21 protein-coding genes and 1 pseudogene are annotated in these 24786 nt (G+C 39.9%); 15 read left to right on the forward strand and 7 right to left on the reverse strand.

The annotated features are described in order from the left end of the window. The first annotated feature begins 122 nt into the window (after nucleotides 1-122). Entirely contained in the window at nucleotides 123-1049 is a 927-nt protein-coding gene (locus HMPREF2885_RS07005; RefSeq protein ID WP_070657598.1) for a bifunctional riboflavin kinase/FAD synthetase, read from the forward strand. Between the two features lie 82 nt (nucleotides 1050-1131). Here HMPREF2885_RS07005 and HMPREF2885_RS07010 read toward each other — a convergent pair whose 3' ends face one another. The 3 genes from HMPREF2885_RS07010 to HMPREF2885_RS10275 are packed head-to-tail and all read right to left on the reverse strand — an operon-like array spanning nucleotide 1132 to nucleotide 2981. After that, the gene (locus tag HMPREF2885_RS07010) at nucleotides 1132-1947 is read right to left on the reverse strand and encodes a TIGR03943 family putative permease subunit (protein WP_070657600.1); all 816 of its coding nucleotides are present in this window, start codon (nucleotides 1945-1947) and stop codon (nucleotides 1132-1134) included. After that, nucleotides 1944-2849 (reverse strand): permease, encoded by a 906-nt coding sequence (locus HMPREF2885_RS07015; protein ID WP_000151876.1) that lies wholly within the window; start codon nucleotides 2847-2849, stop codon nucleotides 1944-1946. The genes HMPREF2885_RS07010 and HMPREF2885_RS07015 overlap by 4 nt, the downstream gene beginning before the upstream one ends. Beyond that, the gene (locus HMPREF2885_RS10275; RefSeq protein ID WP_000268696.1) at nucleotides 2850-2981 is read right to left on the reverse strand and encodes an SPJ_0845 family protein; all 132 of its coding nucleotides are present in this window, start codon (nucleotides 2979-2981) and stop codon (nucleotides 2850-2852) included. Between the two features lie 130 nt (nucleotides 2982-3111). Between HMPREF2885_RS10275 and HMPREF2885_RS07025 the strand changes: the two genes are divergently transcribed. The 8 genes from HMPREF2885_RS07025 to HMPREF2885_RS07060 all read left to right on the forward strand — a co-directional run bounded on the left by HMPREF2885_RS07025 (nucleotide 3112) and on the right by HMPREF2885_RS07060 (nucleotide 12795). Then, entirely contained in the window at nucleotides 3112-5241 is a 2130-nt protein-coding gene (locus HMPREF2885_RS07025; protein WP_070657602.1) for a Tex family protein, read from the forward strand. Next, complete coding sequence (locus tag HMPREF2885_RS07030) at nucleotides 5228-5671, forward strand: SprT family protein (protein ID WP_000778613.1); 444 nt, start codon at nucleotides 5228-5230, stop codon at nucleotides 5669-5671. The genes HMPREF2885_RS07025 and HMPREF2885_RS07030 overlap by 14 nt, the downstream gene beginning before the upstream one ends. A gap of 59 nt (nucleotides 5672-5730) precedes the next feature. Beyond that, nucleotides 5731-6003, forward strand: coding sequence for a PspC domain-containing protein (locus HMPREF2885_RS07035; RefSeq protein WP_070657604.1), 273 nt, complete (start codon nucleotides 5731-5733; stop codon nucleotides 6001-6003). 113 nt (nucleotides 6004-6116) lie between these two features. Beyond that, nucleotides 6117-7805, forward strand: a complete 1689-nt coding sequence (locus HMPREF2885_RS07040; protein WP_049500006.1) for an AI-2E family transporter — start codon at nucleotides 6117-6119, stop codon at nucleotides 7803-7805. 10 nt (nucleotides 7806-7815) lie between these two features. Next, complete coding sequence (locus HMPREF2885_RS07045) at nucleotides 7816-8538, forward strand: hypothetical protein (protein WP_000434516.1); 723 nt, start codon at nucleotides 7816-7818, stop codon at nucleotides 8536-8538. Between the two features lie 3 nt (nucleotides 8539-8541). Then, the gene (locus HMPREF2885_RS07050; protein WP_000156039.1) at nucleotides 8542-9663 is read left to right on the forward strand and encodes an AAA family ATPase; all 1122 of its coding nucleotides are present in this window, start codon (nucleotides 8542-8544) and stop codon (nucleotides 9661-9663) included. Between the two features lie 383 nt (nucleotides 9664-10046). Next, nucleotides 10047-10805 carry an ABC transporter ATP-binding protein gene (locus tag HMPREF2885_RS07055; protein WP_070657605.1) on the forward strand — a complete coding sequence of 253 codons (759 nt, stop codon included), beginning with the start codon at nucleotides 10047-10049 and terminating at the stop codon, nucleotides 10803-10805. 1 nt (nucleotide 10806) lies between these two features. Further along, a complete protein-coding gene (locus HMPREF2885_RS07060) occupies nucleotides 10807-12795 on the forward strand; it encodes an ABC transporter permease (RefSeq protein WP_070657607.1) in 1989 nt (662 codons plus the stop codon). 39 nt (nucleotides 12796-12834) lie between these two features. Here HMPREF2885_RS07060 and HMPREF2885_RS07065 read toward each other — a convergent pair whose 3' ends face one another. Further along, nucleotides 12835-13530, reverse strand: a complete 696-nt coding sequence (locus tag HMPREF2885_RS07065; RefSeq protein WP_000136037.1) for a VIT1/CCC1 transporter family protein — start codon at nucleotides 13528-13530, stop codon at nucleotides 12835-12837. Between the two features lie 205 nt (nucleotides 13531-13735). Between HMPREF2885_RS07065 and HMPREF2885_RS07070 the strand changes: the two genes are divergently transcribed. From HMPREF2885_RS07070 to ftsY, 3 genes are read left to right on the forward strand one after another with little or no spacing between them, the layout of a single operon-like run. Beyond that, nucleotides 13736-14527 carry a Cof-type HAD-IIB family hydrolase gene (locus tag HMPREF2885_RS07070; RefSeq protein ID WP_070657682.1) on the forward strand — a complete coding sequence of 264 codons (792 nt, stop codon included), beginning with the start codon at nucleotides 13736-13738 and terminating at the stop codon, nucleotides 14525-14527. Further along, entirely contained in the window at nucleotides 14527-15345 is an 819-nt protein-coding gene (locus HMPREF2885_RS07075) for a Cof-type HAD-IIB family hydrolase (protein ID WP_000763430.1), read from the forward strand. The genes HMPREF2885_RS07070 and HMPREF2885_RS07075 overlap by 1 nt, the downstream gene beginning before the upstream one ends. Nucleotides 15346-15348: 3 nt before the next feature. Then, nucleotides 15349-16659: a signal recognition particle-docking protein FtsY gene (ftsY, locus tag HMPREF2885_RS07080; protein ID WP_000522275.1), complete on the forward strand. Its 1311-nt coding sequence runs from the start codon at nucleotides 15349-15351 to the stop codon at nucleotides 16657-16659. A 44-nt stretch (nucleotides 16660-16703) separates the two neighbouring features. Here the strand turns inward: ftsY and zwf are convergent, their stop codons facing one another. The 3 genes from zwf to HMPREF2885_RS07095 form a co-directional block, all read right to left on the reverse strand. Beyond that, nucleotides 16704-18191 carry a glucose-6-phosphate dehydrogenase gene (zwf, locus tag HMPREF2885_RS07085; protein WP_049518786.1) on the reverse strand — a complete coding sequence of 496 codons (1488 nt, stop codon included), beginning with the start codon at nucleotides 18189-18191 and terminating at the stop codon, nucleotides 16704-16706. Between the two features lie 149 nt (nucleotides 18192-18340). Beyond that, the gene (locus HMPREF2885_RS07090) at nucleotides 18341-19081 is read right to left on the reverse strand and encodes an amino acid ABC transporter ATP-binding protein (RefSeq protein WP_001096337.1); all 741 of its coding nucleotides are present in this window, start codon (nucleotides 19079-19081) and stop codon (nucleotides 18341-18343) included. Next, nucleotides 19081-21246: an ABC transporter substrate-binding protein/permease gene (locus HMPREF2885_RS07095; protein ID WP_000726959.1), complete on the reverse strand. Its 2166-nt coding sequence runs from the start codon at nucleotides 21244-21246 to the stop codon at nucleotides 19081-19083. Before HMPREF2885_RS07095 ends, HMPREF2885_RS07090 begins: the two co-directional genes overlap by 1 nt. Nucleotides 21247-21426: 180 nt before the next feature. Here HMPREF2885_RS07095 and uvrB point away from each other — a divergent pair, with 180 nt between their 5' ends. The 3 genes and pseudogenes from uvrB to HMPREF2885_RS07110 form a co-directional block, all read left to right on the forward strand. Further along, entirely contained in the window at nucleotides 21427-23415 is a 1989-nt protein-coding gene (uvrB, locus tag HMPREF2885_RS07100) for an excinuclease ABC subunit UvrB (RefSeq protein WP_000610417.1), read from the forward strand. A 40-nt stretch (nucleotides 23416-23455) separates the two neighbouring features. After that, complete coding sequence (locus HMPREF2885_RS07105; RefSeq protein WP_000125532.1) at nucleotides 23456-24493, forward strand: acyltransferase; 1038 nt, start codon at nucleotides 23456-23458, stop codon at nucleotides 24491-24493. Nucleotides 24494-24572: 79 nt separating this feature from the next. Beyond that, nucleotides 24573-24773: pseudogene (locus HMPREF2885_RS07110) on the forward strand (UvrB/UvrC motif-containing protein); the annotation flags it as partial. Nucleotides 24774-24786 lie beyond the last annotated feature (13 nt).

A 24786-nucleotide genomic window follows, 5' to 3' on the forward strand; every position in this document is an offset into this window, starting at 1 on the left:
TAGGAGGTGCTATTTTTTAAAACTAAAGCCCTAAATTTTCTCTTACGGTCAGTTCAGGCGCAAAAAACGATATTTGGGATTTCCTCTTAGCGAAAAGACTTTCTCTATGATATAATAGTTTCATGATTACAACAGTACCTATTAAGAACGAAAAAGACATTGCAGTACCGGGAAAAACAGTCCTTGTACTAGGTTATTTTGATGGCATCCACAAGGGACATCAGAAACTCTTTGAAGTGGCCAGCAAGGCTTCGATGAAGGATTATCTGCCAGTTGTCGTGATGACCTTTACAGAATCGCCAAAACTTGCCTTACAACCTTACCAACCTGAACTCATGCTTCACATCGTCAATCATGAGGAACGAGAGCACAAGATGAAGTGGCACGGAGTAGAGGCTCTTTTCCTACTTGACTTTAGTAGCAAATTTGCTAGTCTAACGGGTCAAGAATTCTTTGATACCTATGTTCGAGCTTTAAAACCAGCGATTATTGTAGCAGGATTTGACTATACCTTTGGCTCAGATAAGAAAACTGCGGATGACCTGAAGGACTATTTTGATGGAGAGATCATCATTGTTCCTCCAGTTGAGGATGAAAAGGGCAAGATTAGTTCTACACGGATTCGTCAGGCAATTCTTGATGGAGATGTAAAGGAAGTCAAGCATCTGCTCGGCACTCCGCTCCCATCTCGTGGAATGGTCGTTCATGGAAATGCTCGTGGGCGGACTATTGGTTATCCAACAGCCAATCTGGTCCTAAGAGACCGAACTTACATGCCAGCGGACGGTGTTTACGTAGTCGATATCGAAGTGCAACGTCAGAGATATCGTGGCATGGCAAGTGTTGGGAAAAATGTTACTTTCGATGGAGAAGAACCACGTTTTGAAGTCAATATTTTCGACTTTTCAGACGATATTTACGGTGAGACAGTCATGGTCTACTGGCTGGACCGTGTTCGCGATATGGTCAAATTTGACTCCGTAGAGGAATTGGTAGACCAACTCCAGAAAGACGAAGAGATTGCTCGGAACTGGAAGGATGGAGAGTGAGAGTTTGCTATCAATTCGAAAGAGTAGGTAGAATGAAATTCATATAATGGACAAAAAAGTAGCCTGTTCAGGCTACTTTTTATTAAAACACGCGATAGACATAAGGATTTTCTGGTTTGTCTACTTTTGTGAAACTCTCAACCTCTAGTGTTGGGAGTTTTTGTTTGAGCTCTTTATGGTAGTGGAGAGTCAGGGTTCCGCTAGCGGTGATCCAAGTATTGTCAGGATACTGGCGTGAGTTCCCCTTTGTCAAGAGTCCATATACACCAGAATCGGCGATACAGTGGATGATTCCAAAGCGAAAGAGGAACTGGCTATCTGGATGGCTAGGATCGTTATAGACAAAGCCTGTAAATTCGATTTTCTTTCCTTCAAACTCTTGAGGGTAGTCATAGAGAACTTCCATGACCTCCATATAGTTTTCATCAGTGATTTGAATGGTTGGTTGGGTGAGGTATTTGTCAGCTGTAGACCTCATTTCCTTTTCATAAGCAGATTTGGAAAAATAGGTGCTGGTATCGGGTTTGAGGTATTGACTGGATGTTCCTTCGCTTGCCTGAATAGCAGTATCGATTCCCTCAGCAAGTGGGAAATGGTATCCCTTAGCAGACACGGTTCTCGAGTCCAAACTTACTGTCGGAAAGGCAACCCCAATCAACAGAGGTAGTGACAGTAAAAGGAGGCTGATTCGTCTAGCTCGACGACTTTCTAAATGGCTGCGAGAGTTGATTTTCTTGATCCAGATATAGAATTGGACCAGAGCCAATAGAAGAGAAAGGAGCATGGAAATATAGACTAGATAGGAATAGTGGAGGTTAATGTAGTGACTGAGCTTGCCAGAAAGCTGCAGATACAGAGTTAGGGCAAAATAACCCAGTAAAATGAAAAATCGCATCATAGCAACACTCCAAACATGTAAGAATAAAGCAAGACAAGCACTGTCACAATACCCATAAATTGCCAGATGAAGCGCACTTTGAGATAGTGTTTCATCATGAGGAGATTTTTGATATCAAGCATGGGGCCTATGATCAGAAAGGCAAGGACTGGCGCTAGGCCGAAGCTCGAGAGGAGAGAAGCTCCGATAAAGGCGTCCGCCTCGCTACAAAGAGAGAGGAGAAAGGCTAGAAACATGAGCAAGAGAATCGCAAGGACTGGACTTGCACTGATAGAGGTCAAGATCCGAGTCGGGACATAGACCTGCACGATAGCCGCAAAGAGACAGCCAAAGACCAAGTAACGCCCCATATCGAAAAACTCATCAATAGCTTGTATAAAGATCTGAAACACTTTTCTAGCGGGACCCAAGTGTGAAAAGTCATGTTCATGGCAAGCGATAGGATTCTCTTTTTGAATGGGTTCCTTCCAGAAAAATCCTAGGAAAATCCCCAGAATCAAAGCAATCACAATAGCTCCCAGAGCTCGCAAGAAGGCAAGTTTTATTGAATTTCCAAAGGCAGAATATGTGGCGAAAAGAACGATAGGATTGATGATGGGAGCAGTCACCAGAAAAGGAACCGCTGTGTAGCTGGGCACTTTCTTTTCCAGAAAACGATTGATAATCGGAACGATACCACATTCGCAAGAAGGAAAGAGAAAGCCAATGAAGGTACCAAAAAAGATCCTCCCCCAACGATTGCGAGGGAGAAACTCATAAACTTTATCAGGTGTGATATAGACCTCAATCAATCCCGAAATGAGACTCCCAATCAAGACAAAAGGAAGGGCTTCAATCATGATGGAGAGAAAAATAGCTCCCGCTTGTAATACACTAGGAGGAAGAGATTGGAAAATCGTCATCTATTTTTTCTTCTCAACTTTTTCTTTTTTATCTTTGTCATCTGGAAAAGTGACTTGTGTTAAGTCAGGAAGTTTTGCGAATTCTTCAAACATCTTGTCCAAGTCATCCGTTTTTGTAAATTTAACAGCCATGGGCCTACCTCTTTTCTACATTCTACCTCTATTATACTATTATTTTCTTGAAAAGGGATTATTTTGATAATCAAAGAGGTAAAAAAGGGTAGGGCGAAACAAGGGCTGTTCCTTATGGTATAATAGGTATATGGATAAAAAATATGAAAAAATCTCCCAAGATTTGGGTGTAACCTTAAAGCAAATCGATACCGTTCTAAGTTTGACCGCTGAAGGAGCGACAATTCCCTTTATCGCCCGTTATCGCAAGGACATGACTGGTAGTCTGGATGAGGTAGCGATTAAGGCCATTATTGATCTGGATAAAAGTCTGACAAATCTCAACGATCGTAAAGAAGCTGTCTTAGCTAAGATTCAAGAACAAGGTAAGCTAACAAAGGAATTGGAAGAAGCTATCCTTGCAGCTGAGAAATTAGCAGATGTAGAAGAACTCTATCTTCCTTATAAGGAAAAACGTCGGACCAAGGCTACCATTGCCCGTGAAGCTGGACTCTTTCCTCTTGCTCGCTTGATTTTGCAGGATGTAGCTGACTTGGAGAAAGAAGCTGAGAAGTTTGTCTGTGAAGGATTTGCGACTGGTCAAGAAGCCTTGGCTGGTGCGGTTGATATCTTGGTCGAAGCCTTATCCGAAGATGTCAATCTACGTGCTATGACCTATCAGGAAGTGTTGAGACACTCTAAAATCACTTCGCAAGTCAAGGGTGAAAATCTCGATGAAAAACAAGTTTTTCAGATTTATTATGATTTTTCAGAGACAGTTGGCAACATGCAGGGCTATCGTACCTTGGCTCTCAACCGTGGGGAAAAATTAGGTATTTTGAAGGTTGGCTTTGAACATGCGACGGACCGTATCTTATCTTTCTTTGGTGCTCGTTTTAAAGTCAAAAATGCCTATATAGATGAAGTTGTCCAACAGTCAGTTAAGAAAAAGGTATTGCCTGCTATTGAGCGACGCATTCGGACAGAGTTGACTGAGAAAGCGGAAGAAGGGGCTATCCAACTCTTTTCTGACAATCTGCGCAATCTCCTCTTGATTGCTCCGCTGAAAGGGCGCGTGGTTCTAGGATTTGACCCAGCCTTTCGTACAGGTGCCAAGCTAGCTGTCGTTGATGCAACAGGGAAAATGCTGACGACTCAAGTCATTTATCCAGTAAAACCAGCCTCCGATCGTCAAATCGAAGAAGCCAAGCGAGACTTAGCCGACTTGATCGGTCAGTATGGCGTGGAAATTATTGCCATCGGAAATGGAACGGCCAGTCGTGAAAGTGAAGCCTTTGTGGCGGAAGTTCTGAAAGATTTTCCAGAAGTCAGCTATGTTATCGTCAATGAAAGTGGCGCTTCTGTCTATTCTGCTAGTGAACTAGCTCGTCAGGAGTTTCCAGACTTGACCGTTGAAAAACGCTCTGCTATCTCGATCGCTCGACGTTTGCAAGATCCCCTTGCTGAATTGGTCAAAATTGATCCCAAGTCAATCGGTGTCGGTCAATACCAGCACGATGTCAGTCAGAAGAAACTGTCTGAGAGTCTGGACTTTGTCGTAGATACGGTGGTTAACCAAGTCGGTGTCAATGTCAATACAGCCAGCCCAGCTCTTCTTTCCCACGTAGCTGGACTCAATAAAACCATTTCTGAAAATATCGTCAAATACCGTGAGGAAGAAGGAAAAATCACTTCACGTTCTCAAATCAAGAAGGTTCCTCGTCTAGGTGCCAAAGCCTTTGAGCAAGCTGCAGGTTTCCTCCGTATTCCTGAAAGTAGCAATATCCTTGATAATACAGGAGTTCATCCAGAGAACTATGCTGCGGTTAAGGAGCTTTTCAAACGCTTGGATATCAAGGAGTTGAATGAAGAAGCACAAAATAAGCTTAAGTCCCTTTCAGTTAAGGAGATGGCGCAAGAACTAGATCTTGGCCCAGAAACCCTTAAAGATATTATTGCCGACCTTCTCAAACCAGGTCGAGATTTCCGTGATTCTTTTGATGCACCTGTACTCCGTCAAGATGTACTGGATATCAAAGACTTAAAAGTCGGCCAGAAGCTAGAAGGTGTGGTGCGTAATGTCGTTGACTTCGGTGCCTTCGTTGATATCGGGATTCACGAGGATGGTTTGATCCATATTTCCCACATGAGTCGCAAATTTATCAAACATCCTAGTCAAGTGGTGTCTGTTGGAGATTTGGTAACGGTTTGGGTTAAGAAAATCGATACTGAACGTGAAAAAGTTAATCTGTCGCTCCTAGCTCCAGATGAAACTGACTGAGTACGTTCAGTCCGTTTCCCTCGAAGACTTTGGTAGACCTTTTACACACCAAGCCCAATGGAATTCTCGTCTGCGAACGACAGGTGGGCGATTTTTCCCTAAAGATGGGCATTTGGATTTTAATCCCAAGGTCTATAATGAACTTGGTTTGGAGGTTTTTCGGAAAATCGTGCGCCATGAACTCTGTCACTATCACCTTTATTTTCAGAAAAAGGGGTATCGGCATAAGGACCGAGATTTTAAGGAACTTTTGAAAGAAGTGGATGGACTACGCTTTGTTCCCCCTTTGAGAGCCCAAAGTAATTTCCTAGTTTATCAGTGTCAATCCTGCCAGCAACGCTATCAACGAAAGAGGAAGATTGATACCAAGTGCTATCGCTGTGGCGTCTGCCGTGGTAAACTCGTCATCCTAAATCGGCCTAAGGACTGATGTTTGTGCCCCCGTTTCATGATATACTACTTGTAAGAATACCGAAAGAGGAACAAATCATGAATACAAAATTTTATAAAATGAAACGAAATAGTATGGTATCGGGAGTTTTAGCTGGTTTATCAGACAAGTGGAATTTTGATGTAACTCTAGTCCGCTTTCTCTTTGCCATTTTTACCATATCAAATTTTGGGATTGGTGTGATTATCTACATCATCCTCGCCTCTATCCTGCCAACTAAGGAAGAAATCGAAGCAGAAATGTATGGAACAGGACCACGCAAACGCAAGGAAGCCCAAGCCATTGAAGACAATGATGGATGGTTTTGGTGATAATAGTTGAAGCATGAACTTCGTCCAAGAGGACGAAGTTTTTTTAAACTTGTCAAATCAAATCCTGAAATGGTATAATAAATCAGTGAATACAATAATTTAGAGAGATTAATATGGCTAACGAAAATAAAACGTTTGAATTACAAAGTTCTGAAATTGACTTTGACTATGAACAGTTACTTGAAATAGAAAATTCTTTAGAAAATAACCTTAAGGATGTTGTTGAACACATAGAGCAAGTTGATATAGATAGAGAAAAATTACAAAATAATGAATACCTTCAAGAATCTATTGAAAATATAGTTTGGGAACAAGTACAACTTCAACTTGCTGCCCAAATAGGTGAAGAGTTTATTAAAGATAACAACGGTCAAACTCTAGATTTACGAAAAGACGCACATATACAAACTGCTGAAAATTTTGAAAAAGGAAAACTAGCAACTCATAATAGAGATGTCGATTATCAAGAAAGATACGATACTTGGCAAAATAATTTTGTTAAAGATGACTTAGGAAATATTAAAACACACTCAACTCGTTCAGGAAAAATTGTAAATACTTTAACCAAAGATGCGAGAAAACCATTTGACGCAGGACGACCAACAGGTTCAAAAGAAAAAGGAACTCAGATGGATCATACAGTTTCTGCAGGAGAGATTATACGTGATCCAAAGGCAAATGCTTTTTTGACAAAGGAAGAGCAGATTGCTTTTGCAAATAGTAAAGTTAACCTTAACGAAATTAGGAGTGAAGTTAATCAAGCGAAGGGTGATCAATCTACAACTGAATTATTTGATAATCCAAATTCTAAAGGGCAATACGCTAGAGAAGTCCATAATATTAGTTCAAAAGAAGAGAAACAGTTAATTGAGAAAGATAAAGAGGCACGCGAGGAATACGATAGAGTAAGAGATGAAGCTGAGAAGCGAGCTATAAAATCTGGTAAAAAATCACGACGTGACGAGGCTTTAAAAGTTTCAGGAAAAGCTTTTAAAGCAGCTCTTTTACAGTTACTATCAGAATTTTTGCGAGAGTTAATTTCAAAATTTATCTCTTGGCTTAAAGAGACAGAGAGAAACTTATCAACTTTTATTGAAAAGATAAAAGAGGCCATCATTTCATTTGTAAACAACTTATCAAACCACTTATTAAACGTTGGGAAATCAGTGGTTACGATGATAGCTTCTGCGATAGTTGGACCTGTAATTAACACTTTTCTTAAAGCTTGGACATTTATTCACCAAGGTTGGAAGTCATTAAAAGAAGCAATTGATTATCTAAACAATCCAGATAACAAAGAAAAAAGTGTTCAGATAATGATGCTAGAAATCGGTAAAATTGTTGTTGCTGGTTTATCGGCTACTGGGGCAATTGTACTAGGAGAAACTTTAGGAGCTTCTCTCACAGCTAGTTTTCCAGTCCTAGCTGTTTCTATACCACTTTTAGGAACAATCGGCAGTGTTATTGGAACTTTTATGGGAGCGACCTTATCTGGAATTATTGGCGCTTTTGTATTAAAAATGATTGATCAGCAAATTGTCAATAAACAGATTACTGAATTAAGTTCTAAGAAAATTGATCAAAATAATGAAATGTTAGTAATCAAAGATCAATTACTAGATGTAAAGAGCATAAAGCTTCAAGTAGAACAAGATTCTGTTATCAATACTATTAAGGAAAGACACGATATGGCTGCTTCAATAATGAAAGAAAAGCTATCAGATATTTTTGAAGAATCTACAAGAGACGAAAAAAGTGACTTTGATGAGATTGATGCATTATTACAAGATTTACTAGATTAAGGAGATAAATATGGAACAAGAAGTAGTTGAGCAAGAACAGGAAAAATTTGAAATAAACATTAGCAAACATGATTTCGATGAAGCGAAAGAGCATCTGAAAGAGTTTGCTGAACAAAGTCAAGATGAACTGTATTTTGATAAAGTTAGAACTCACGATGATTTCTTCGGTTTTGAGTTTGCTGAACATGGAGTGACAGGAAACGAGTTTAATACGTTAGTTGAACAAACTCAAAATTACATTTCAAAATTTTATGATAATCAACAAACACTTATTGAAGAATTTGGTCAAGTTTATAAAGCTTTAGAAGCGCTGGATAAAGATTATATTCAAGCTATTCTTTCTTCTGTAGCTGCCATTGAACATAACAACAAAAAAATTCTGAAAGAGCAGGCTCGTATTGATAAAACCATAGAGAAACAAAAATTAACATTAGAAGCTCTTAAGCAGTTTAAAGAGAAATTTAACGAAGAAAAAAGTAAAAATTCTATCGTCGAACATGAGGAACGACTTTCTACACTAGATGATAGAATTGTCAACTTAGAGGGCGCTGTTAGTCAGCTTCCTTTGGAACCAGTCTCTCACACTGCTGAGATTGAAGAACTCAGAAGAGAGTTGAAAGAAAGTAAAGAACAAATTCAACTTATTTCCAATCGACTACTTACAGTTTTTATCATATCTGGAGTATCTATTGGAATGTTAATTATTGCTTTACTTTTTATGTTTTTGAGGTAGATTATGACTATATCCCGTGATAAACTAATTGAGAGCGCCAAAAAATTGGATCGACAACTGGGTAATGAGTCGACTTTTCTCACAAAAGTGAATGAGATTATAATTGATCATTCAGACACAAATAAAGTAGCAGATTTATATAAATCTATATATTTATTTCAAAAAGAGAATAAAATAAGCAAGATAAGTCAAACGCTAAAAGAATTATCTGATAATTTAGCTTGTTATTTAGGTTACTCTTATCTTTTTGAAATACTAGGGAAGGAGTTAGGAAAACGTAACAACTCTTCTTTGGATGAATTGATGAAGGAATTAAATCAATTAGTTGGTTTACAAAAAGTTAAAGAGGAAGTTTCGAGGTTAGTTATATATCAAAAGGTTCAGTCCAAAAGAAAAGAGTCTGGGCTAAAAGTACCAAAGAGAACTTTACATATGGCGTTTATGGGGAATCCTGGTACTGGAAAGACGACAGTGGCCAGAATTGTAGGTCGGATGTATTATCAATTAGGCCTTCTTTCAAAGGGGCATTTTACCGAAGTCTCCAGAACAGATTTAATCGCTGGTTATCAAGGTCAAACTGCTTTAAAAGTAAAAAGTGTCATTGAAAAAGCAAAAGGTGGCGTTTTATTCATAGATGAAGCTTATAGTATTACAGAAAATGACAATACGGATTCATATGGACGAGAATGTTTAACAGAATTGACAAAGGCTCTAGAGGATTCAAGAGATGATCTAATTGTTATTGTTGCAGGATATACTGATCCAATGAATCATTTTTTTGAATCGAATCCTGGTCTGAAGTCTCGCTTTAATTATTTTATTAATTTTGAAAATTATTCTTCTACAGAATTGTTAGATATTCTTGAAACTATAGCAAGAAAAGATGACTACCAGATAGACGATAAGTTGAAAGAAATATTATTAAATTATTTTAATGATAAGTTAGAAAGTAATCTTACCAATTTTTCTAACGGTCGTTTTGTTCGAAATCTTTATGAAGATTTAATAATGAATCAAGCAGTTCGAATTGATCAAAGTGAAAATTTGACTTCAAAAGATTTAACCTTGTTGATAAAAGAAGACTTTTCTTTAGAAGAAAACTGTTCTGCTTATATAGAAATATAATTAATTGAAAGAATACATCATCAAATTGTAGCTACATTTCTTACTGATTGATTCAGACTGAATAGTGAATTTTAACCCTTGCATCCGCAAGGGTTTTCTTCTTGACTTTCTTTTATGGTAAAATATTGATAGCGAAATTGCTTGATATTCTTCAATCTTACAAAAATGTAAGATTAAAGTCTCTTTTGTAAGGTTAGGTTATGGCATGCCTCCTTTTTTTGCGATAAACTAGACTCATAAAGAACAAAGGAGTAAAACCATGAAAAGAATCTTACAAAAGAAAACAAGAAAACCAAGTCAAAAAGATATCGAGCGTGTTCAACTGGGATGCGCTATGATGCAAGCACAGTTTCAAATGATGGGATATTAAGAAGGAGAAAATCATGACACTTTTAGATGTAAAACACGTTCAAAAAATCTACAAAACACGTTTCCAAGGAAACCAAGTAGAAGCCCTTAAGGATATTCACTTTACCGTAGAAAAGGGTGACTACGTTGCCATCATGGGGGAGTCTGGTTCTGGGAAATCAACCTTACTCAACATCCTAGCTATGCTGGATAAGCCAACTCGTGGGCAGGTTTACCTGAATGGAACAGACACAGCCACTATTAAGAATTCACAGGCTTCAAGTTTCCGTCGTGAGAAGTTGGGATTTGTCTTCCAAGACTTTAACTTGCTAGATACCCTGTCTGTTAAGGACAATATCTTACTTCCGTTAGTGTTATCACGAAAACCTATCACAGAGATGATGAAGAAATTGGTAGTAACCGCTGAAAATCTGGGCATCAACCAATTGCAAGAGAAGTACCCTTACGAGATCTCTGGTGGTCAAAAACAGCGGGTAGCAGTAGCACGCGCCATCATCACTGAACCTGAAATTCTCCTTGCGGATGAGCCAACAGGAGCTCTTGATTCCAAGTCATCTGCAGCCTTACTCGATGTATTTGATGAAATCAATGAACGCGGCCAAACCATTCTTATGGTAACTCACTCAACGGCAGCAGCAAGTAGGGCCAAACGCGTTCTCTTTATCAAGGACGGCATTCTTTACAACCAAATCTACCGTGGAGACAAGACAGAGAGTCAGATGTTCCAAGAAATCTCTGATACTTTGACTGTTATGGCAAGCGAGGTGAATTAGTATGTTCCGATTAACCAATAAGTTAGCGGTATCTAACTTGATTAAAAACCGCAAACTCTACTATCCCTTTGCCCTTGCTGTTCTCTTAGCAGTGACCATCACCTATCTCTTTTACTCACTGTCACTTAATCCTAACATTGGCAAGATCCGAGGGGGAGAAACTATCTCTATGACCCTGGCTCTCGGTATGGTGGTTGTTACCATCGCTTCTGGAATTATTGTCCTTTATGCCAATAGTTTTGTCATGAAGAACCGCTCCAAGGAGCTAGGTGTATATGGTATGCTGGGTCTTGAAAAGCGCCATTTGATCAGTATGGTTTTTAAGGAGCTTCTTATTTTCGGTTCCTTAACTTTGACAGCTGGTCTCGGTCTAGGAGCTCTCTTTGATAAGCTAATCTTTGCCCTTCTTCTGAAGCTTATGAAGATGAAAGTGGAGCTCGTTTCGACTTTCCAACCAATTGTCTTTATCCTAGTTCTCATCGTCTTTGGAGTTATCTTCCTAGGTCTAATTTTTATCAATGCCTTTCGCATCGCACGCATGAATGCCCTTCAGCTCTCTCGTGAAAAAGCCAGTGGTGAGAAAAAAGGACGTTTCTTAGGTGTCCAAACCATTCTAGGTCTGATTAGTTTGGGAGCGGGTTACTATCTAGCAGTAACAGTCGAAAACCCACTTTCTGCTGTTCTGATTTTCTTTGTAGCAGTCTTGTTGGTAATTTTGGGAACTTATCTTCTCTTCAATGCAGGAATCACAGTTTTCCTACAAATCTTGAAGAAAAACAAGCGTTACTATTACCAACCTAACAACATGATTTCCGTATCCAATCTCATTTTTCGTATGAAGAAAAATGCTGTTGGTCTAGCGACGATTGCTATTCTCTCAACCATGGTCTTGGTGACTATGTCTGCTGCAACGAGTATCTTTAAAGGCTCTGAAACTTTCAAGAAAGTCATGAATCCACATGATTTTGGAATTACAGGGCAGAATGTTGAAAAAGAAGACATAAATAAACTCCTAGACCAGTATGCTAGCGATAAAGGATTGACTGTCACAAAGAAAGAAGTCCTTACATACAGTAGCTTTGGTGTAGCAAACCAAGAAGGTACGAAATTGACAATCTTTGAGAAAGGTCAAAATCGTGTTCAACCGAAAACTATTTTTATGGTCTTTGACCAAAAAGACTATGAGAATATGACGGGCCAAAAACTTGCACTTTCAGGAAAGGAAGTTGGATTGTTTACTAAGAACAAAGAACTTCAAGGACAGAAAGAACTGACTCTAAATGACCAGACCTATACAATAAAGGAAGAAATCAAAAAAGATTTTATTCTTGAACATGTCCCAAATCAGTACAATATTCTAACTTCGGACTATAACTATCTGGTTGTTCCTGACTTGAAAGCCTTTCTTGACCAGCATCCTAATTCTTCCATTTTTAATCAATACTATGGTGGTATGAATGTAACAGCTAGTGAGGAAGAGCAACTCAAACTTGCAGATGACTATTCAAAATTCCTTGATGATTTTAATAGAGAATCAAGCAAAGAAGGAAGCTTTATTTACGGAAGCAATCTGGCTGATAGTAGTGCGCAGATGAGTGCTTTCTTTGGTGGGACCTTCTTTATCGGTATCTTCCTCTCCATCATCTTTATGGTGGGAACAGTTCTCGTCATCTACTACAAACAAATCTCTGAAGGCTATGAAGACCGTGAACGCTTTATCATTTTGCAAAAGGTCGGTCTCGATCAAAAGCAAATCAAGCAAACCATTAATAAACAGGTCCTAACTGTTTTCTTCCTCCCATTGCTCTTTGCCTTCCTACACCTTGCCTTTGCCTATCATATGCTTAGTCTCATCCTAAAAGTCATTGGGGTCCTAGATGCGACCATGATGTTGACAGTCACTCTGTCCATCTGTGCTATCTTCCTCATCGTCTATGTCTTAATCTTTATGATTACCTCAAGAAGCTATCGCAAGATTGTGCAAATGTAAAAAAGATACCTCGATGCTTGTCGAGGTATTTCTTTTATCTTAAATGCTAAAGAGTTGTCCCAAGAGGAAGGTTACACCCATGGTGAGAAGTCCGATACAGAGGTTGCGGATCATGGCAGTTTTCGTAGGTGCCTTGCCTAGTTTAGCACTGGTATAGCCGGTGACGAGAAGGGAAAGGGCCACGATAAAAACAGTAGCAGGAATACGATAGTCACTTGGAAAGACGGTGATTGAAAGCATAGGAGGAAGGCTTCCCAGTACAAAGGCAATAAAGCTAGAGATAGCAGCATGCCAAGGGTTGGTAAACTCTTCATACTCGATTCCATACTTTTCTTCGACCAAGGCTTTGAGTGGATTTTTTAAAAAGGCCTTGTTGGTCAAGAGTTGGGCTGACGTTTCACACTCACCGTTTTGAAGGTAGGCAGCATAGAGGGATTGTTTTGCAGATTCGATATCCTTATCCAAGAGCAACTGTTCTCTAGCAACAGCGGCTTCTTCCGTGTCTTTCTGAGTGGATACAGAGACATATTCGCCACCGGCCATAGAGAAAGCACCAGCGAGGATAGCCGCTAAACCTGATAAAAAGATAATCCAGATATTGCTTGTCGCACTGGCAACGCCGATAACGACTCCAGCGATGGAAATAATTCCATCATTGGCGCCCAGAACACCTGCGCGTAGGATATTGAGTCGTCCTGCAAAGTTAGCATCAATTTCATGTTTTATTTCTGTCATAGTCATCTCCTTTCTCTCCATTATAGAGAAAAGGGTAGGGGAATACAAACTTTTTAAACTATCTGAAAAAAGTTTTACAATTCTAATTTTTAGGCCCTTTGAAGTTTCTCCGAAAAAGTAGTGCTTTCCTGCTGTACTGGAACTTTTTAAACTTATCTATGGTATAATAGAAGATAGATTTATCAATTGGAGTATGAAGGATTTTATGATTAAACTTGTAGCAACCGATATGGATGGAACCTTTCTAGATGGAGAGGGTCGGTTTGATATGGAACGCCTTAAAAACGTACTTGTTTCCTACAAGGAAAAGGGGATTTATTTTGCAGTGGCTTCAGGTCGCGGTATCTTGTCCCTGAAAAAGTTGTTTGCGGATGTGCGTGATGAAGTGATTTTTATAGCTGAAAATGGGAGCTATGTTGAGTTTCATGGTGAGGATATGTATGAGGCTACTATGTCTCGGGATTTTTACTTGAGCACTTTTGAAGCTTTAAAGAAATCACCCTATTTTGATGAAAGAAAAATGTTGCTGACGGGGAAAAAAGCTTGTTATGTATTGGATACAGTCGATGAGACCTATCTCAAGTTTAGCCGTCACTACAATGAAAACATTCAAAAAGTAACGCGTCTGGAAGCTATTAAGGATGAGATTTTTAAATTCACTACGAACTTCACAGAAGATACGATAGAAGCTGGAGAGGCCTGGGTCAACAAAAACGTTCCTGGTGTAAAAGCCATGACAACAGGTTTTGAATCCATCGATATTGTCTTGGACTACGTTGATAAGGGTGTGGCTATTGTTGAGCTGGCAAAAAAACTTGTTCTAACCATGGATCAGGTCATGGCTTTTGGCGACAATCTCAATGACCTTCACATGATGCAGGTTGTGGGACACCCAGTCGCTCCTGAAAATGCGCGACCAGAGATTTTAGAATTAGCAGAAACAGTGATTGGCCACCATAAGGACCAGTCAGTGATGACTTATATGGAGGGCTTGTAATGGCAGATATTAAATTGATTGCATTGGACTTGGATGGTACCTTGCTGACAACGGATAAAAAGCTAACAGAACGTACCAAGGAGGTCCTCAAAGCTGCGCGTGATCGTGGCATCAAGGTCGTTCTGACAACAGGTCGTCCTTTGAAGGCTATGGATTTCTTTCTCCATGAGCTAGGGACTGATGGTCTGGAGGACGAGTACACCATCACCTTTAATGGTGGTCTGGTACAGAAAAATACAGGAGAGATTCTCGATAAAACCGTCTTTTCAATCGACGATGTGGCACGATTGTACGAGGAAACTGAAAAACTAGGATTACCGTTAGATGCCATTTCAGAAGGAACAGTCTATCAAATCCAGTCGGACCAAGAAAGTCTCTATGCTAAGTTCAACCCAGCCCTGACTTTCGTACCTGTCGCTTTTGAAGATCTATCTAGTCAGATGACATATAATAAATGTGTGACTGCCTTTGCCCAAGAACCTTTGGATGCAGCCATTCAGAAGATTTCACCAGAATTATTTGACCAATATGAAATCTTTAAATCACGTGAAATGTTGCTAGAGTGGTCACCAAAGAATGTTCATAAAGCAACAGGTTTAGCGAAATTAATTAAACACTTAGGAATCAATCAAAGTCAAGTCATGGCTTGTGGGGACGAGGCCAATGACCTTTCCATGATTGAATGGGCAGGTCTGGGAGTTGCCATGCAAAATGCAGTTCCTGCGGTTAAGGCAGTTGCCAATGTGATTACCCCAATGACCAACGACGAGGAAGCCGTTGCTTGGGCTATCGAAGAATACGTGTTAAAGGAGAATTAGAATATGGGATTATTTGATCGTTTATTCGGGAAAAAAGAAGAGCCGAAAATCGAAGATATTGTAAAAGAAGCTCTGGAAAATATTGATTTGTCAGAAGAGGTTGAAGAAAATCAAACGGCTCTCGAAGAAACAAGTCAGGAAGGGACAGGAAGTGACAAAGTGGAAGCAACTCTTGCTCAAGAAGAACTTCCTCAGGTCTTGACAGAAGAAGTGATTGAACCAGAAGCAGTCGAGGAAATGGCTCAAGAAAAAGTTGAGTTAGAATCTAATGAGACAGAGCAAGGCCAAGAGCTTGAAGAATTTTTCGAAGAAGAGAGCCAAGAATCTCTAGAAACTGGAGAAGAGCTAGGGGATGAAGACGTAGAAGAAGAACTTCCTCAGGTTGAAGAAACCGTGCAGGAAAAATATGACCGCAGTCTAAAGAAAACCCGTACGGGATTCGGAGCTCGTTTGAATGCCTTCTTTGCCAACTTCCGTTCTGTCGATGAAGAATTCTTCGAAGAATTGGAAGAACTGCTCATCTTGAGCGACGTCGGTGTGCAAGTCGCTTCGAACCTAACAGAAGAACTACGTTATGAAGCCAAACTCGAAAATGCTAAGAAGCCTGATGCGCTCCGTCGTGTCATTATCGAGAAATTGGTCGAGCTCTACGAAAAGGATGGCAACTACGATGAACAAATCCATTTCCAAGATGGTTTGACAGTCATGCTCTTTGTCGGAGTCAATGGTGTTGGGAAAACAACTTCTATCGGGAAATTAGCTCATCGCTACAAACAAGCTGGCAAGAAAGTCATGTTGGTTGCGGCAGATACCTTCCGTGCGGGTGCTGTGGCCCAGCTAGCTGAATGGGGTCGACGTGTGGATGTTCCGGTTGTGACGGGAGCTGAAAAGGCTGATCCAGCAAGCGTGGTCTTTGATGGGATGCAACGTGCTGTAGCTGAAGGGATTGATATCCTTATGATTGATACAGCAGGGCGTCTGCAAAACAAGGATAACCTCATGGCCGAGTTGGAAAAGATTGGTCGCATTATCAAACGTGTCGTTCCTGAAGCACCTCATGAAACCTTCCTGGCACTCGATGCTTCAACTGGACAGAATGCCTTAGTACAAGCTAAGGAATTTTCTAAGATAACACCATTGACTGGAATTGTTTTGACAAAAATTGACGGAACTGCCCGAGGTGGTGTTGTACTAGCTATCCGTGAAGAACTCAATATCCCAGTGAAATTGATTGGTTTTGGTGAAAAAATCGATGATATAGGGGAATTTAACTCAGAAAACTTTATGAAGGGTCTCTTAGAAGGCTTGATTTAATACAAAATAAATATCCTGCAAGTCAATCTTGCAGGATATTTTTGCTATTCTAAACGGCCATCTTCACGATAGGCGATATCTGGTTGCCAGGTCCATTTAGCTCCATACTTCTCAAGTAATTCAAAGCTAGCTTGTGGCCCCATGCTTCCAGCTTTATAATCGTAGAGTGGAGCTCCGTTTTCTGCCCAGAGCTCTTCGATACGGTCAATCAATTTCCAAGAAGCACTTACCTCATCCCAGTGGCTAAAATTGGTTGAGTTGTTGTTCAAAACATCGTAGATTAATTTCTCGTATGGGTCTGGTGAGGCTCCAGTAGCAGTAGCATCTGTACGGTAATCCAGAGAGCTTGGAGCTAGGTTAAATTCTTCACCGACTTGCTTCCCATTTAGGCTGAGAGAGAATCCTTCAGTTGGTTGGATATAGATGGTCAAGATATTTGGCGCTAATGGTTCTCCAAAGATAGAGTCCATTTGTTTAAAGACGATATTGACATGAGTCCCTTTTTCAGTCAGACGTTTCCCTGTTCGGAAGAAGAAAGGAACACCACGGAAACGATCGCTGTCTACAAAGAAGGCACCAGATGCAAAGGTTTCTGTTGTAGATTCAGGATCGACATTTGGCTCGCTACGATAGGAAATGTATTTCATGCCATCGATTTTACCAGAGCGATACTGACCACGAATAAACTGTTCTTTCAATTCTTCCTCAGTTGGATGATAGAGGTTTTTAAAGACCTTTATCTTTTCAGCACGAATCTCATCCTTTGTAAAGCTAGCTGGTTTATCCATGGCTAGAAGAGAGAGGAGTTGAAGAGTATGGTTTTGCACCATATCACGAAGGGCACCAGATTGATCATAGTAGCCACCGCGTTCTTCAACACCCAAGCGCTCTGCAAAGGTAATCTGAACATTATCGATGTGTTCGCGATTCCAAACATTCTCAAAGATCATGTTGGCAAAACGAACAGCAAAGATACTCTGAATCATCTCTTTACCTAGGTAATGGTCGATACGGTAGATTTGCTCCTCATCAAAGGCCGCAAGGAGATCTTCATTGAGTATGCTAGCTGTTTCGTAGTCTGTACCAAATGGTTTCTCAACGATCAAGCGCTCAAAACCTTTGCCATCAACAATGTTTTCAGATTTGAGGTGCTTGGCAATGGTTCCAAAGAACTGAGGCGCCATAGACAAGAAGAAGAGCTTATTGTGTTCAGCTTGGTATTTTTCATTCAGCTCAGCTTGTAATTGGCGCAAAGCAATGTAATGTTCAGTATCATTCACATCATGGCTTTGATAGTAGAAGTGGCTGGCAAATTCTTGGGCTTGCTCGGTACTATCTGCCAAATCAAGGATGGACTCTACAACTACAGATTCAAAATATTCCTTACTCCAAGGTCTACGAGCTGTTCCGATAACAGCAAAATGCTCAGAGAGATTGCCTGATTTATAGAGTCTGAAAAGGGAAGGGTAGAGTTTGCGTTTGGCTAAATCTCCACTCGCACCGAAAATTGTAACAATAACCTTTGATGACATCTAGCTACCTAATTTCTATATTTTTTCCTAGTTGGACTAGGGATGAGATTTCCTCATTATCATAGTTTTTATTTTATCATAATTTTCAAAAAAAACAAAAAATCCAATACGCAATTAAAAAACTGTAAGGAGAACCTTACAGTTTTGTTTTATACATTTAAGACCTTGTCCAAGAACTCTTTTAGACGAGGGTGTTGCGGGTTATCGAAGATTTGATCTGGAGTTCCATCTTCTAAAAATTCACCATCAGCCGTAAAGATAACACGGTTAGCCACCTGACGAGCAAATCCCATCTCATGGGTTACGATGATCATGGTCATGCCTTGTTCCGCCAATTCCTTCATAACATTCAGTACATCTCCAACCATTTCAGGGTCCAGAGCGGAAGTTGGCTCATCAAAGAGCATGATATCAGGATTCATGGCAAGTCCACGAGCGATAGCTACACGCTGTTTTTGACCACCTGATAGGCTATCTGGGTTAGCATTAGCTTTGTCTGCAAGACCGACTTTCTCCAGCAACTCCATCCCCAATTTCTCAGCTTCTTCTTTGGTCATTCGTTTGTGTTCAATAGGTGCAAAAGTGATATTTTCTAGGACTGACATGTGAGGGAAGAGGTTGAAATGTTGGAAGACCATTCCCACGTTTTCACGAACATGGTCGACATTGGTTGATTTTTCAGTCAGATCATAACCATTTACTGTGATGTGGCCACTCGTTACCTCCTCAAGAAGGTTAAGGCTACGGAGGAATGTGGATTTACCAGAACCGGAAGGACCGATGATACAGACAACATCTCCTTCATAGAACTTAGTCGTAATCCCTTTTAAAACTTCGTTTTTTCCATAATACTTATGCAAATCATTTACATCAATTTTTAGTTTTGCCATTAACGAATCCTCTTTTCTAAGCGTTTCGCTAGTCTAGTCAAAAGCGTGATAATTACAAGATAGAAGATAGCAAGGATTGCATACATCTTGAAACTTTGGTAGTTACGGGCGATGATGATCTTACCAGTTTGGAAAAGTTCCACCAAACCGATAGCAGACACGATGGTTGTATCTTTGAGAGCGATAACGAATTGGTTGACAAAGTTTGGCAACATCAATTTAGTTGCTTGTGGCAAGATAATCTTACGCATGGTTTTTCCGTAAGAGATACCAAGACTGCGGCTGGCCTCCATTTGGCCAACTGGAACAGCTTGGATCCCACCACGAACAATTTCAGCGATATAAGCAGCTGCATTGAGTGAGAGGGCGATAGTACCAGCTACAAAGTCATTGATTGGACTTTGTTGGCCTGTAATGGACTCGATGAAGTTTGGAATACCCCAGAAGATGAAGGCTGCAAGAATCATCAATGGGATACCACGGATAACGTCAACGAAAATCTCAGAGATCAGACGAAGTGATTTGTATGGGCTAACGCTAAACATACCAAAGATAATCCCGATGACAATGGCAATTGCAAATGAGATAAGAGCTAGAGCAAGAGTGATTCCAAGTCCACTAAGGAGTTGTTTGTAGTTGTTTTGAAGCAAGCCCCAGATAGTAGTTTCGTCAACTGTACTTGTAGAGTCAGTTGAAGTTTCGCTAGCTAGATACTTGTCAAGAATCTTTTGGAATTCACCGTTAGCTTTGAGGTTCGCAAGTCCATTATTGAACATCTGGATCAATTCTGGATTTGTTCCTTTTTTAACCGCAAAGGCTGTTTCACCGATTGGAGTTCCAGCGATTGGCGTTTTCAATTTTTGCCCTTGGCTGATAGAATATTTGAGAACTGGCTCATCATCCATCACGGCATCAATAGATCCAGTATTCAGACTGTCATACATAGAAGCGCCATCTGCGAAAGTTTTAATCTTATAGCCGTATTTGCTTTGATTTTCAGTAAGGAACGTTTGAGAAGCAGTTCCGTTTTTAACACCGACAGTTTTATCCTTGAGGTCTTCATAAGAAGCAATTGTGCTTGATTCTTTCACACCGAGAATCGTATTTGCTGTGTAGTATGATTCTGAGAAGTCGAAGGTTTCCTTACGAGCATCTGTTACAGACATACCAGCAATGATACCATCTGCTTGTCCAGCTTGAACAGCACTAATGGCTGCATCAAATCCTGGATTGGTAATCTCAATTTCAAAACCTTGATCTTTGGCAATGGCCTTGATAAGATCCATATCAATACCGGTGTATTGATTGCTTGAATTTTGAAAGACGAATGGGGCGAAAGATGAGTCGCTGGCAATAATATACTTGCTTTTCACAGGAGTAGCTTTTTGTCCAGCAGCAGTAGTTATTGTTGGGCTTGCCGTAGTTTTAGAAGCCGTCCACTTTTGGATGATTTGCTCCAAGCTACCATCCTTCTTCATTTGTGCTAGGGCTTCGTTAAACTCGGTAACCAAGTGTTCATACTTGCTCCCTTTCTTGACACCAAAAGCAAAGCTTCCAACAGCCTCGCCATCCATATTGATGCTGAGATCTTGTCCTTGGTTAATCGCATACTCAATAACAGGTTTATCATCCATGATGGCGTTCACAGCACCAGCACTTAGACTGTTATTCATCAAATCACCTGTATCAAAGGTTTTGATAGAGAAACCGTATTTATCTTTGATACTTTCGAGGAAACGTTGAGCGGCAGTTCCGTTCTTAACTCCAACTGTTTTCCCGCTAAGTTCCTCATATTTGGTGATTTTATTTGCCTTTGTGGTAGCAATGACAACTTTTGTATCATAATAGGTATCAGACATGGTAAAGACATTTTCGCGTTCTTTTGTTTTTGTCATACCTGCCATAATAGCATCTGCTTGACCTGACTGCACTGCATTTACAGCTGCGTCAAAGCCGGGATAAGACATTTGGATGTTCCATCCTTTGATTTCTGCGACTTTATTGATAATATCAACATCAATCCCTTTATAGGTTTGATCTGAATCTTTAAACTCAAAAGGTGCGTAAGCTGTATCAGACACAATCTTAACAGTATCAGCTTTTGCCATACCTAGTGAGAAAATGGGAAATAAAATGAGCAAACATGCTAGTATTTTTTTCTTCATTTTTAGTCTCCTTTTCCGAATATTTTCCCATTATATCAGAAAATGAATGAAAAGGCAAATTTTATGGATTTTATGTAAGGAAATGTAACATGAAATACTCACTCTTATCAACCTAGAGTAGAGTCTGAAAAGTAAATTTATGGTAAAATAGAAGGATAGAAAAATGCAGATGAGGCAATCATGATTAATAGAATTACAGATAATAAATTTAAACTAGTATCAAAATACCAACCTTCAGGAGATCAACCCCAAGCGATTGAGCAGTTGGTTGACAATATCGAAGGTGGAGAGAAGGCCCAAATTTTGATGGGGGCGACGGGTACAGGGAAGACCTATACCATGAGTCAGGTCATTTCCAAAGTTAATAAACCAACTTTGGTCATTGCCCATAACAAAACGCTAGCTGGGCAGCTCTATGGAGAGTTCAAGGAATTTTTCCCTGAAAATGCAGTCGAGTACTTCGTATCCTACTATGATTATTATCAACCAGAGGCCTATGTCCCTTCGAGCGATACCTATATTGAGAAGGATAGCTCGGTCAATGATGAGATTGACAAGCTTCGACACTCAGCGACTTCAGCTCTTCTGGAGCGTAACGATGTCATCGTCGTAGCTTCTGTCTCTTGTATCTATGGTTTGGGTTCGCCCAAGGAATATTCTGATAGTGTTGTTAGTCTTCGTCCAGGTCTGGAGATTTCTCGTGATAAACTCTTGAATGACTTGGTTGATATTCAGTTTGAACGCAATGATATTGATTTCCAACGGGGAAGATTTCGCGTTCGCGGGGATGTGGTGGAGATTTTCCCAGCTTCTCGTGATGAACACGCTTTTCGAGTAGAGTTTTTCGGTGATGAGATTGACCGTATCCGTGAGGTTGAGGCTTTGACAGGTCAGGTATTGGGTGAAGTGGATCATTTGGCGATTTTCCCTGCCACTCACTTTGTGACCAATGACGACCACATGGAAGTTGCGATTGTGAAAATTCAGGCAGAGTTGGAGGAGCAGTTGGCTGTCTTTGAAAAGGAAGGCAAACTGCTAGAAGCTCAGCGTTTGAAACAGCGGACAGAGTACGATATCGAAATGCTGCGTGAGATGGGTTATACCAACGGTGTCGAAAACTACTCCCGCCACATGGATGGTCGTAGCGAAGGAGAGCCTCCTTATACGCTTCTTGACTTCTTCCCAGATGATTTCTTGATTATGATTGATGAAAGTCACATGACTATGGGGCAAATAAAGGGCATGTACAATGGAGACCGTTCTCGTAAGGAAATGTTGGTCAATTATGGTTTCCGTTTGCCGTCTGCCTTAGATAATCGTCCTCTCCGTCGGGAGGAGTTTGAGAGTCATGTGCATCAGATTGTATACGTTTCAGCGACACCAGGTGACTATGAAAATGAACAGACCGAGACAGTGATCGAGCAAATCATTCGTCCAACAGGGCTCTTGGATCCTGAAGTGGAAGTCCGTCCAACTATGGGACAGATTGATGACCTCCTAGGTGAAATCAATGCCCGTGTTGAAAAGAATGAACGAACCTTTATCACAACCTTGACCAAGAAGATGGCAGAAGACTTGACCGACTACTTCAAAGAAATGGGCATCAAGGTCAAGTATATGCACTCGGATATCAAAACCTTGGAGCGGACGGAGATTATCCGTGACCTACGTTTGGGTGTTTTTGATGTTTTGGTCGGAATCAATCTGCTCCGCGAAGGGATTGACGTTCCTGAGGTAAGCTTGGTTGCTATTCTAGATGCTGACAAGGAAGGTTTCCTTCGTAACGAACGTGGATTGATTCAGACCATTGGACGTGCTGCTCGCAATAGCGAAGGGCATGTCATCATGTATGCAGACACGGTGACCCAGTCTATGCAACGTGCTATTGATGAAACGGCTCGTCGTCGGAAAATCCAGATGTCTTATAATGAAGAGCATGGTATCGTACCTCAGACAATCAAGAAAGAAATCCGTGACCTGATTGCTGTAACTAAGGCAGTTGCTAAGGAAGAGGACAAGGAAGTCGATATCAATAGCCTCAACAAACAAGAACGTAAGGAACTCGTCAAGAAACTCGAAAAACAAATGCAAGAAGCCGTCGAAGTGCTTGACTTTGAACTGGCTGCTCAGATCCGCGATATGATGCTGGAAGTGAAGGCGTTAAACTGAAAAAATTATAAAGAAATAGAAATATATAGAAAGACATAATATGACAGCAAAAAAAACTAAACACATAGGCATTGAATGTTGTAGAATTTTCGCTATGTTGATGATTTGCAACTTACATGTTTTGGGTATGGGAGGAATTTTGGAGAAAGTTGATAGTCAAAAAGATCTTTACTATATTTTTGCCAATTTTTTAGAAGCTTTCTCATATTCAGCTGTAAATATTTATATTTTAATCAGTGGGTATGTCGGTCTTTATTCACAATTTAGTTATAAAAAAATATTTAGTTTTTGGGTACAGATTATTTTCTATACTATTTCAATTACTTTTGTATTTGCTATTTTTTCAAAAACATCTGTTAACTTAAGTGATTGGTTTTCAGCTTTAACTCCAATAAGTCATGGACAGTATTGGTATATGAGTTGCTATTTTGGTTTAGTCTTAATAGCACCATTTTTGAATCAAGCAGTGTTGACATTGAAAAAAGAACAATTGCTTCCAATTGTTAGTGGAGCATTTATATACTTTTCTGTCATACCTACAGTATTTAAACAAGATATTCTGGGCTTGTGGGGTGGATATAGTGTATTATGGATGATTCTTTTGTACACTATAGGAGCAATAATTAGAAAATCAAATTACGAAAGTCGTTTTCAAATACGTAATGTTAGTGGATTCATTTTATTTCTAACTAGTTTAACTTTTATATTGTGCTGGCTTGGTTTTGAACAGTGGAGAAGTTATATTTCTCCTACGGTTACACTGCAAGGAATAGCAATATTTTTACTCTTCTTGAATATTAAAGATATTCCCTTAACTTTTAAGAGAATAGTTCTTTTAATATCTCCACTAACTTTGGGGGTTTATCTGTTTCATGTACATCCTCTTATTTTTAGAAGAATTATACCAACCATCCATACTTTAGTTGAAGAACAAGAATTTCCCATTTTTGTCATTATGATTCTAGTTATGACACTGGCCCTGTTCTTTTCTGGCGCTATGATTGAGTATTTTAGAAATAAATTAATGGCGTATATTCTTACTTTAATAAAGAGTGTTAAAAATCTTAAACAGACTTAAAACTTTATTGTCTTATTAAAATAGGAGCAAGAGGCATTAAAATATACACTTCACTGAGAACTTAAGGTTTACTGAACTTATCCGTGACTTAATTGCCGTGACTAAATCAGTAGCTAAGGAAGAGGACAAGGAAGTCGATATCAATAGCCTCAACAAACAAGAACGCAAAGAACTCGTCAAAAAACTCGAAAAACAAATACAAGAAGCCGTCGAAGTGCTTGATTTCGAGTTGGCTGCTCAGATACGCGATATGATGTTGGAAGTCAAGGCGTTGGATTAGATAGGAGAGAATG

Origin of the sequence: Streptococcus sp. HMSC062H02 (genome assembly GCF_001813005.1) — a bacterium.
Classification (GTDB): domain Bacteria; phylum Bacillota; class Bacilli; order Lactobacillales; family Streptococcaceae; genus Streptococcus; species Streptococcus oralis_S.

Excerpts from the sequence above, each read along its gene's own strand:
- HMPREF2885_RS07005 (WP_070657598.1), top strand. The coding sequence starts at position 123 with ATGATTACAACAGTACCTATTAAGAACGAAAAAGACATTGCAGTACCG.
- HMPREF2885_RS07010 (WP_070657600.1), bottom strand. The coding sequence starts at position 1,947 with ATGATGCGATTTTTCATTTTACTGGGTTATTTTGCCCTAACTCTGTAT.
- HMPREF2885_RS07015 (WP_000151876.1), bottom strand. The coding sequence starts at position 2,849 with ATGACGATTTTCCAATCTCTTCCTCCTAGTGTATTACAAGCGGGAGCT.
- HMPREF2885_RS10275 (WP_000268696.1), bottom strand. The coding sequence starts at position 2,981 with ATGGCTGTTAAATTTACAAAAACGGATGACTTGGACAAGATGTTTGAA.
- HMPREF2885_RS07025 (WP_070657602.1), top strand. The coding sequence starts at position 3,112 with ATGGATAAAAAATATGAAAAAATCTCCCAAGATTTGGGTGTAACCTTA.
- HMPREF2885_RS07030 (WP_000778613.1), top strand. The coding sequence starts at position 5,228 with ATGAAACTGACTGAGTACGTTCAGTCCGTTTCCCTCGAAGACTTTGGT.
- HMPREF2885_RS07035 (WP_070657604.1), top strand. The coding sequence starts at position 5,731 with ATGAATACAAAATTTTATAAAATGAAACGAAATAGTATGGTATCGGGA.
- HMPREF2885_RS07040 (WP_049500006.1), top strand. The coding sequence starts at position 6,117 with ATGGCTAACGAAAATAAAACGTTTGAATTACAAAGTTCTGAAATTGAC.
- HMPREF2885_RS07045 (WP_000434516.1), top strand. The coding sequence starts at position 7,816 with ATGGAACAAGAAGTAGTTGAGCAAGAACAGGAAAAATTTGAAATAAAC.
- HMPREF2885_RS07050 (WP_000156039.1), top strand. The coding sequence starts at position 8,542 with ATGACTATATCCCGTGATAAACTAATTGAGAGCGCCAAAAAATTGGAT.
- HMPREF2885_RS07055 (WP_070657605.1), top strand. The coding sequence starts at position 10,047 with ATGACACTTTTAGATGTAAAACACGTTCAAAAAATCTACAAAACACGT.
- HMPREF2885_RS07060 (WP_070657607.1), top strand. The coding sequence starts at position 10,807 with ATGTTCCGATTAACCAATAAGTTAGCGGTATCTAACTTGATTAAAAAC.
- HMPREF2885_RS07065 (WP_000136037.1), bottom strand. The coding sequence starts at position 13,530 with ATGACAGAAATAAAACATGAAATTGATGCTAACTTTGCAGGACGACTC.
- HMPREF2885_RS07070 (WP_070657682.1), top strand. The coding sequence starts at position 13,736 with ATGATTAAACTTGTAGCAACCGATATGGATGGAACCTTTCTAGATGGA.
- HMPREF2885_RS07075 (WP_000763430.1), top strand. The coding sequence starts at position 14,527 with ATGGCAGATATTAAATTGATTGCATTGGACTTGGATGGTACCTTGCTG.
- ftsY (WP_000522275.1), top strand. The coding sequence starts at position 15,349 with ATGGGATTATTTGATCGTTTATTCGGGAAAAAAGAAGAGCCGAAAATC.
- zwf (WP_049518786.1), bottom strand. The coding sequence starts at position 18,191 with ATGTCATCAAAGGTTATTGTTACAATTTTCGGTGCGAGTGGAGATTTA.
- HMPREF2885_RS07090 (WP_001096337.1), bottom strand. The coding sequence starts at position 19,081 with ATGGCAAAACTAAAAATTGATGTAAATGATTTGCATAAGTATTATGGA.
- HMPREF2885_RS07095 (WP_000726959.1), bottom strand. The coding sequence starts at position 21,246 with ATGAAGAAAAAAATACTAGCATGTTTGCTCATTTTATTTCCCATTTTC.
- uvrB (WP_000610417.1), top strand. The coding sequence starts at position 21,427 with ATGATTAATAGAATTACAGATAATAAATTTAAACTAGTATCAAAATAC.
- HMPREF2885_RS07105 (WP_000125532.1), top strand. The coding sequence starts at position 23,456 with ATGACAGCAAAAAAAACTAAACACATAGGCATTGAATGTTGTAGAATT.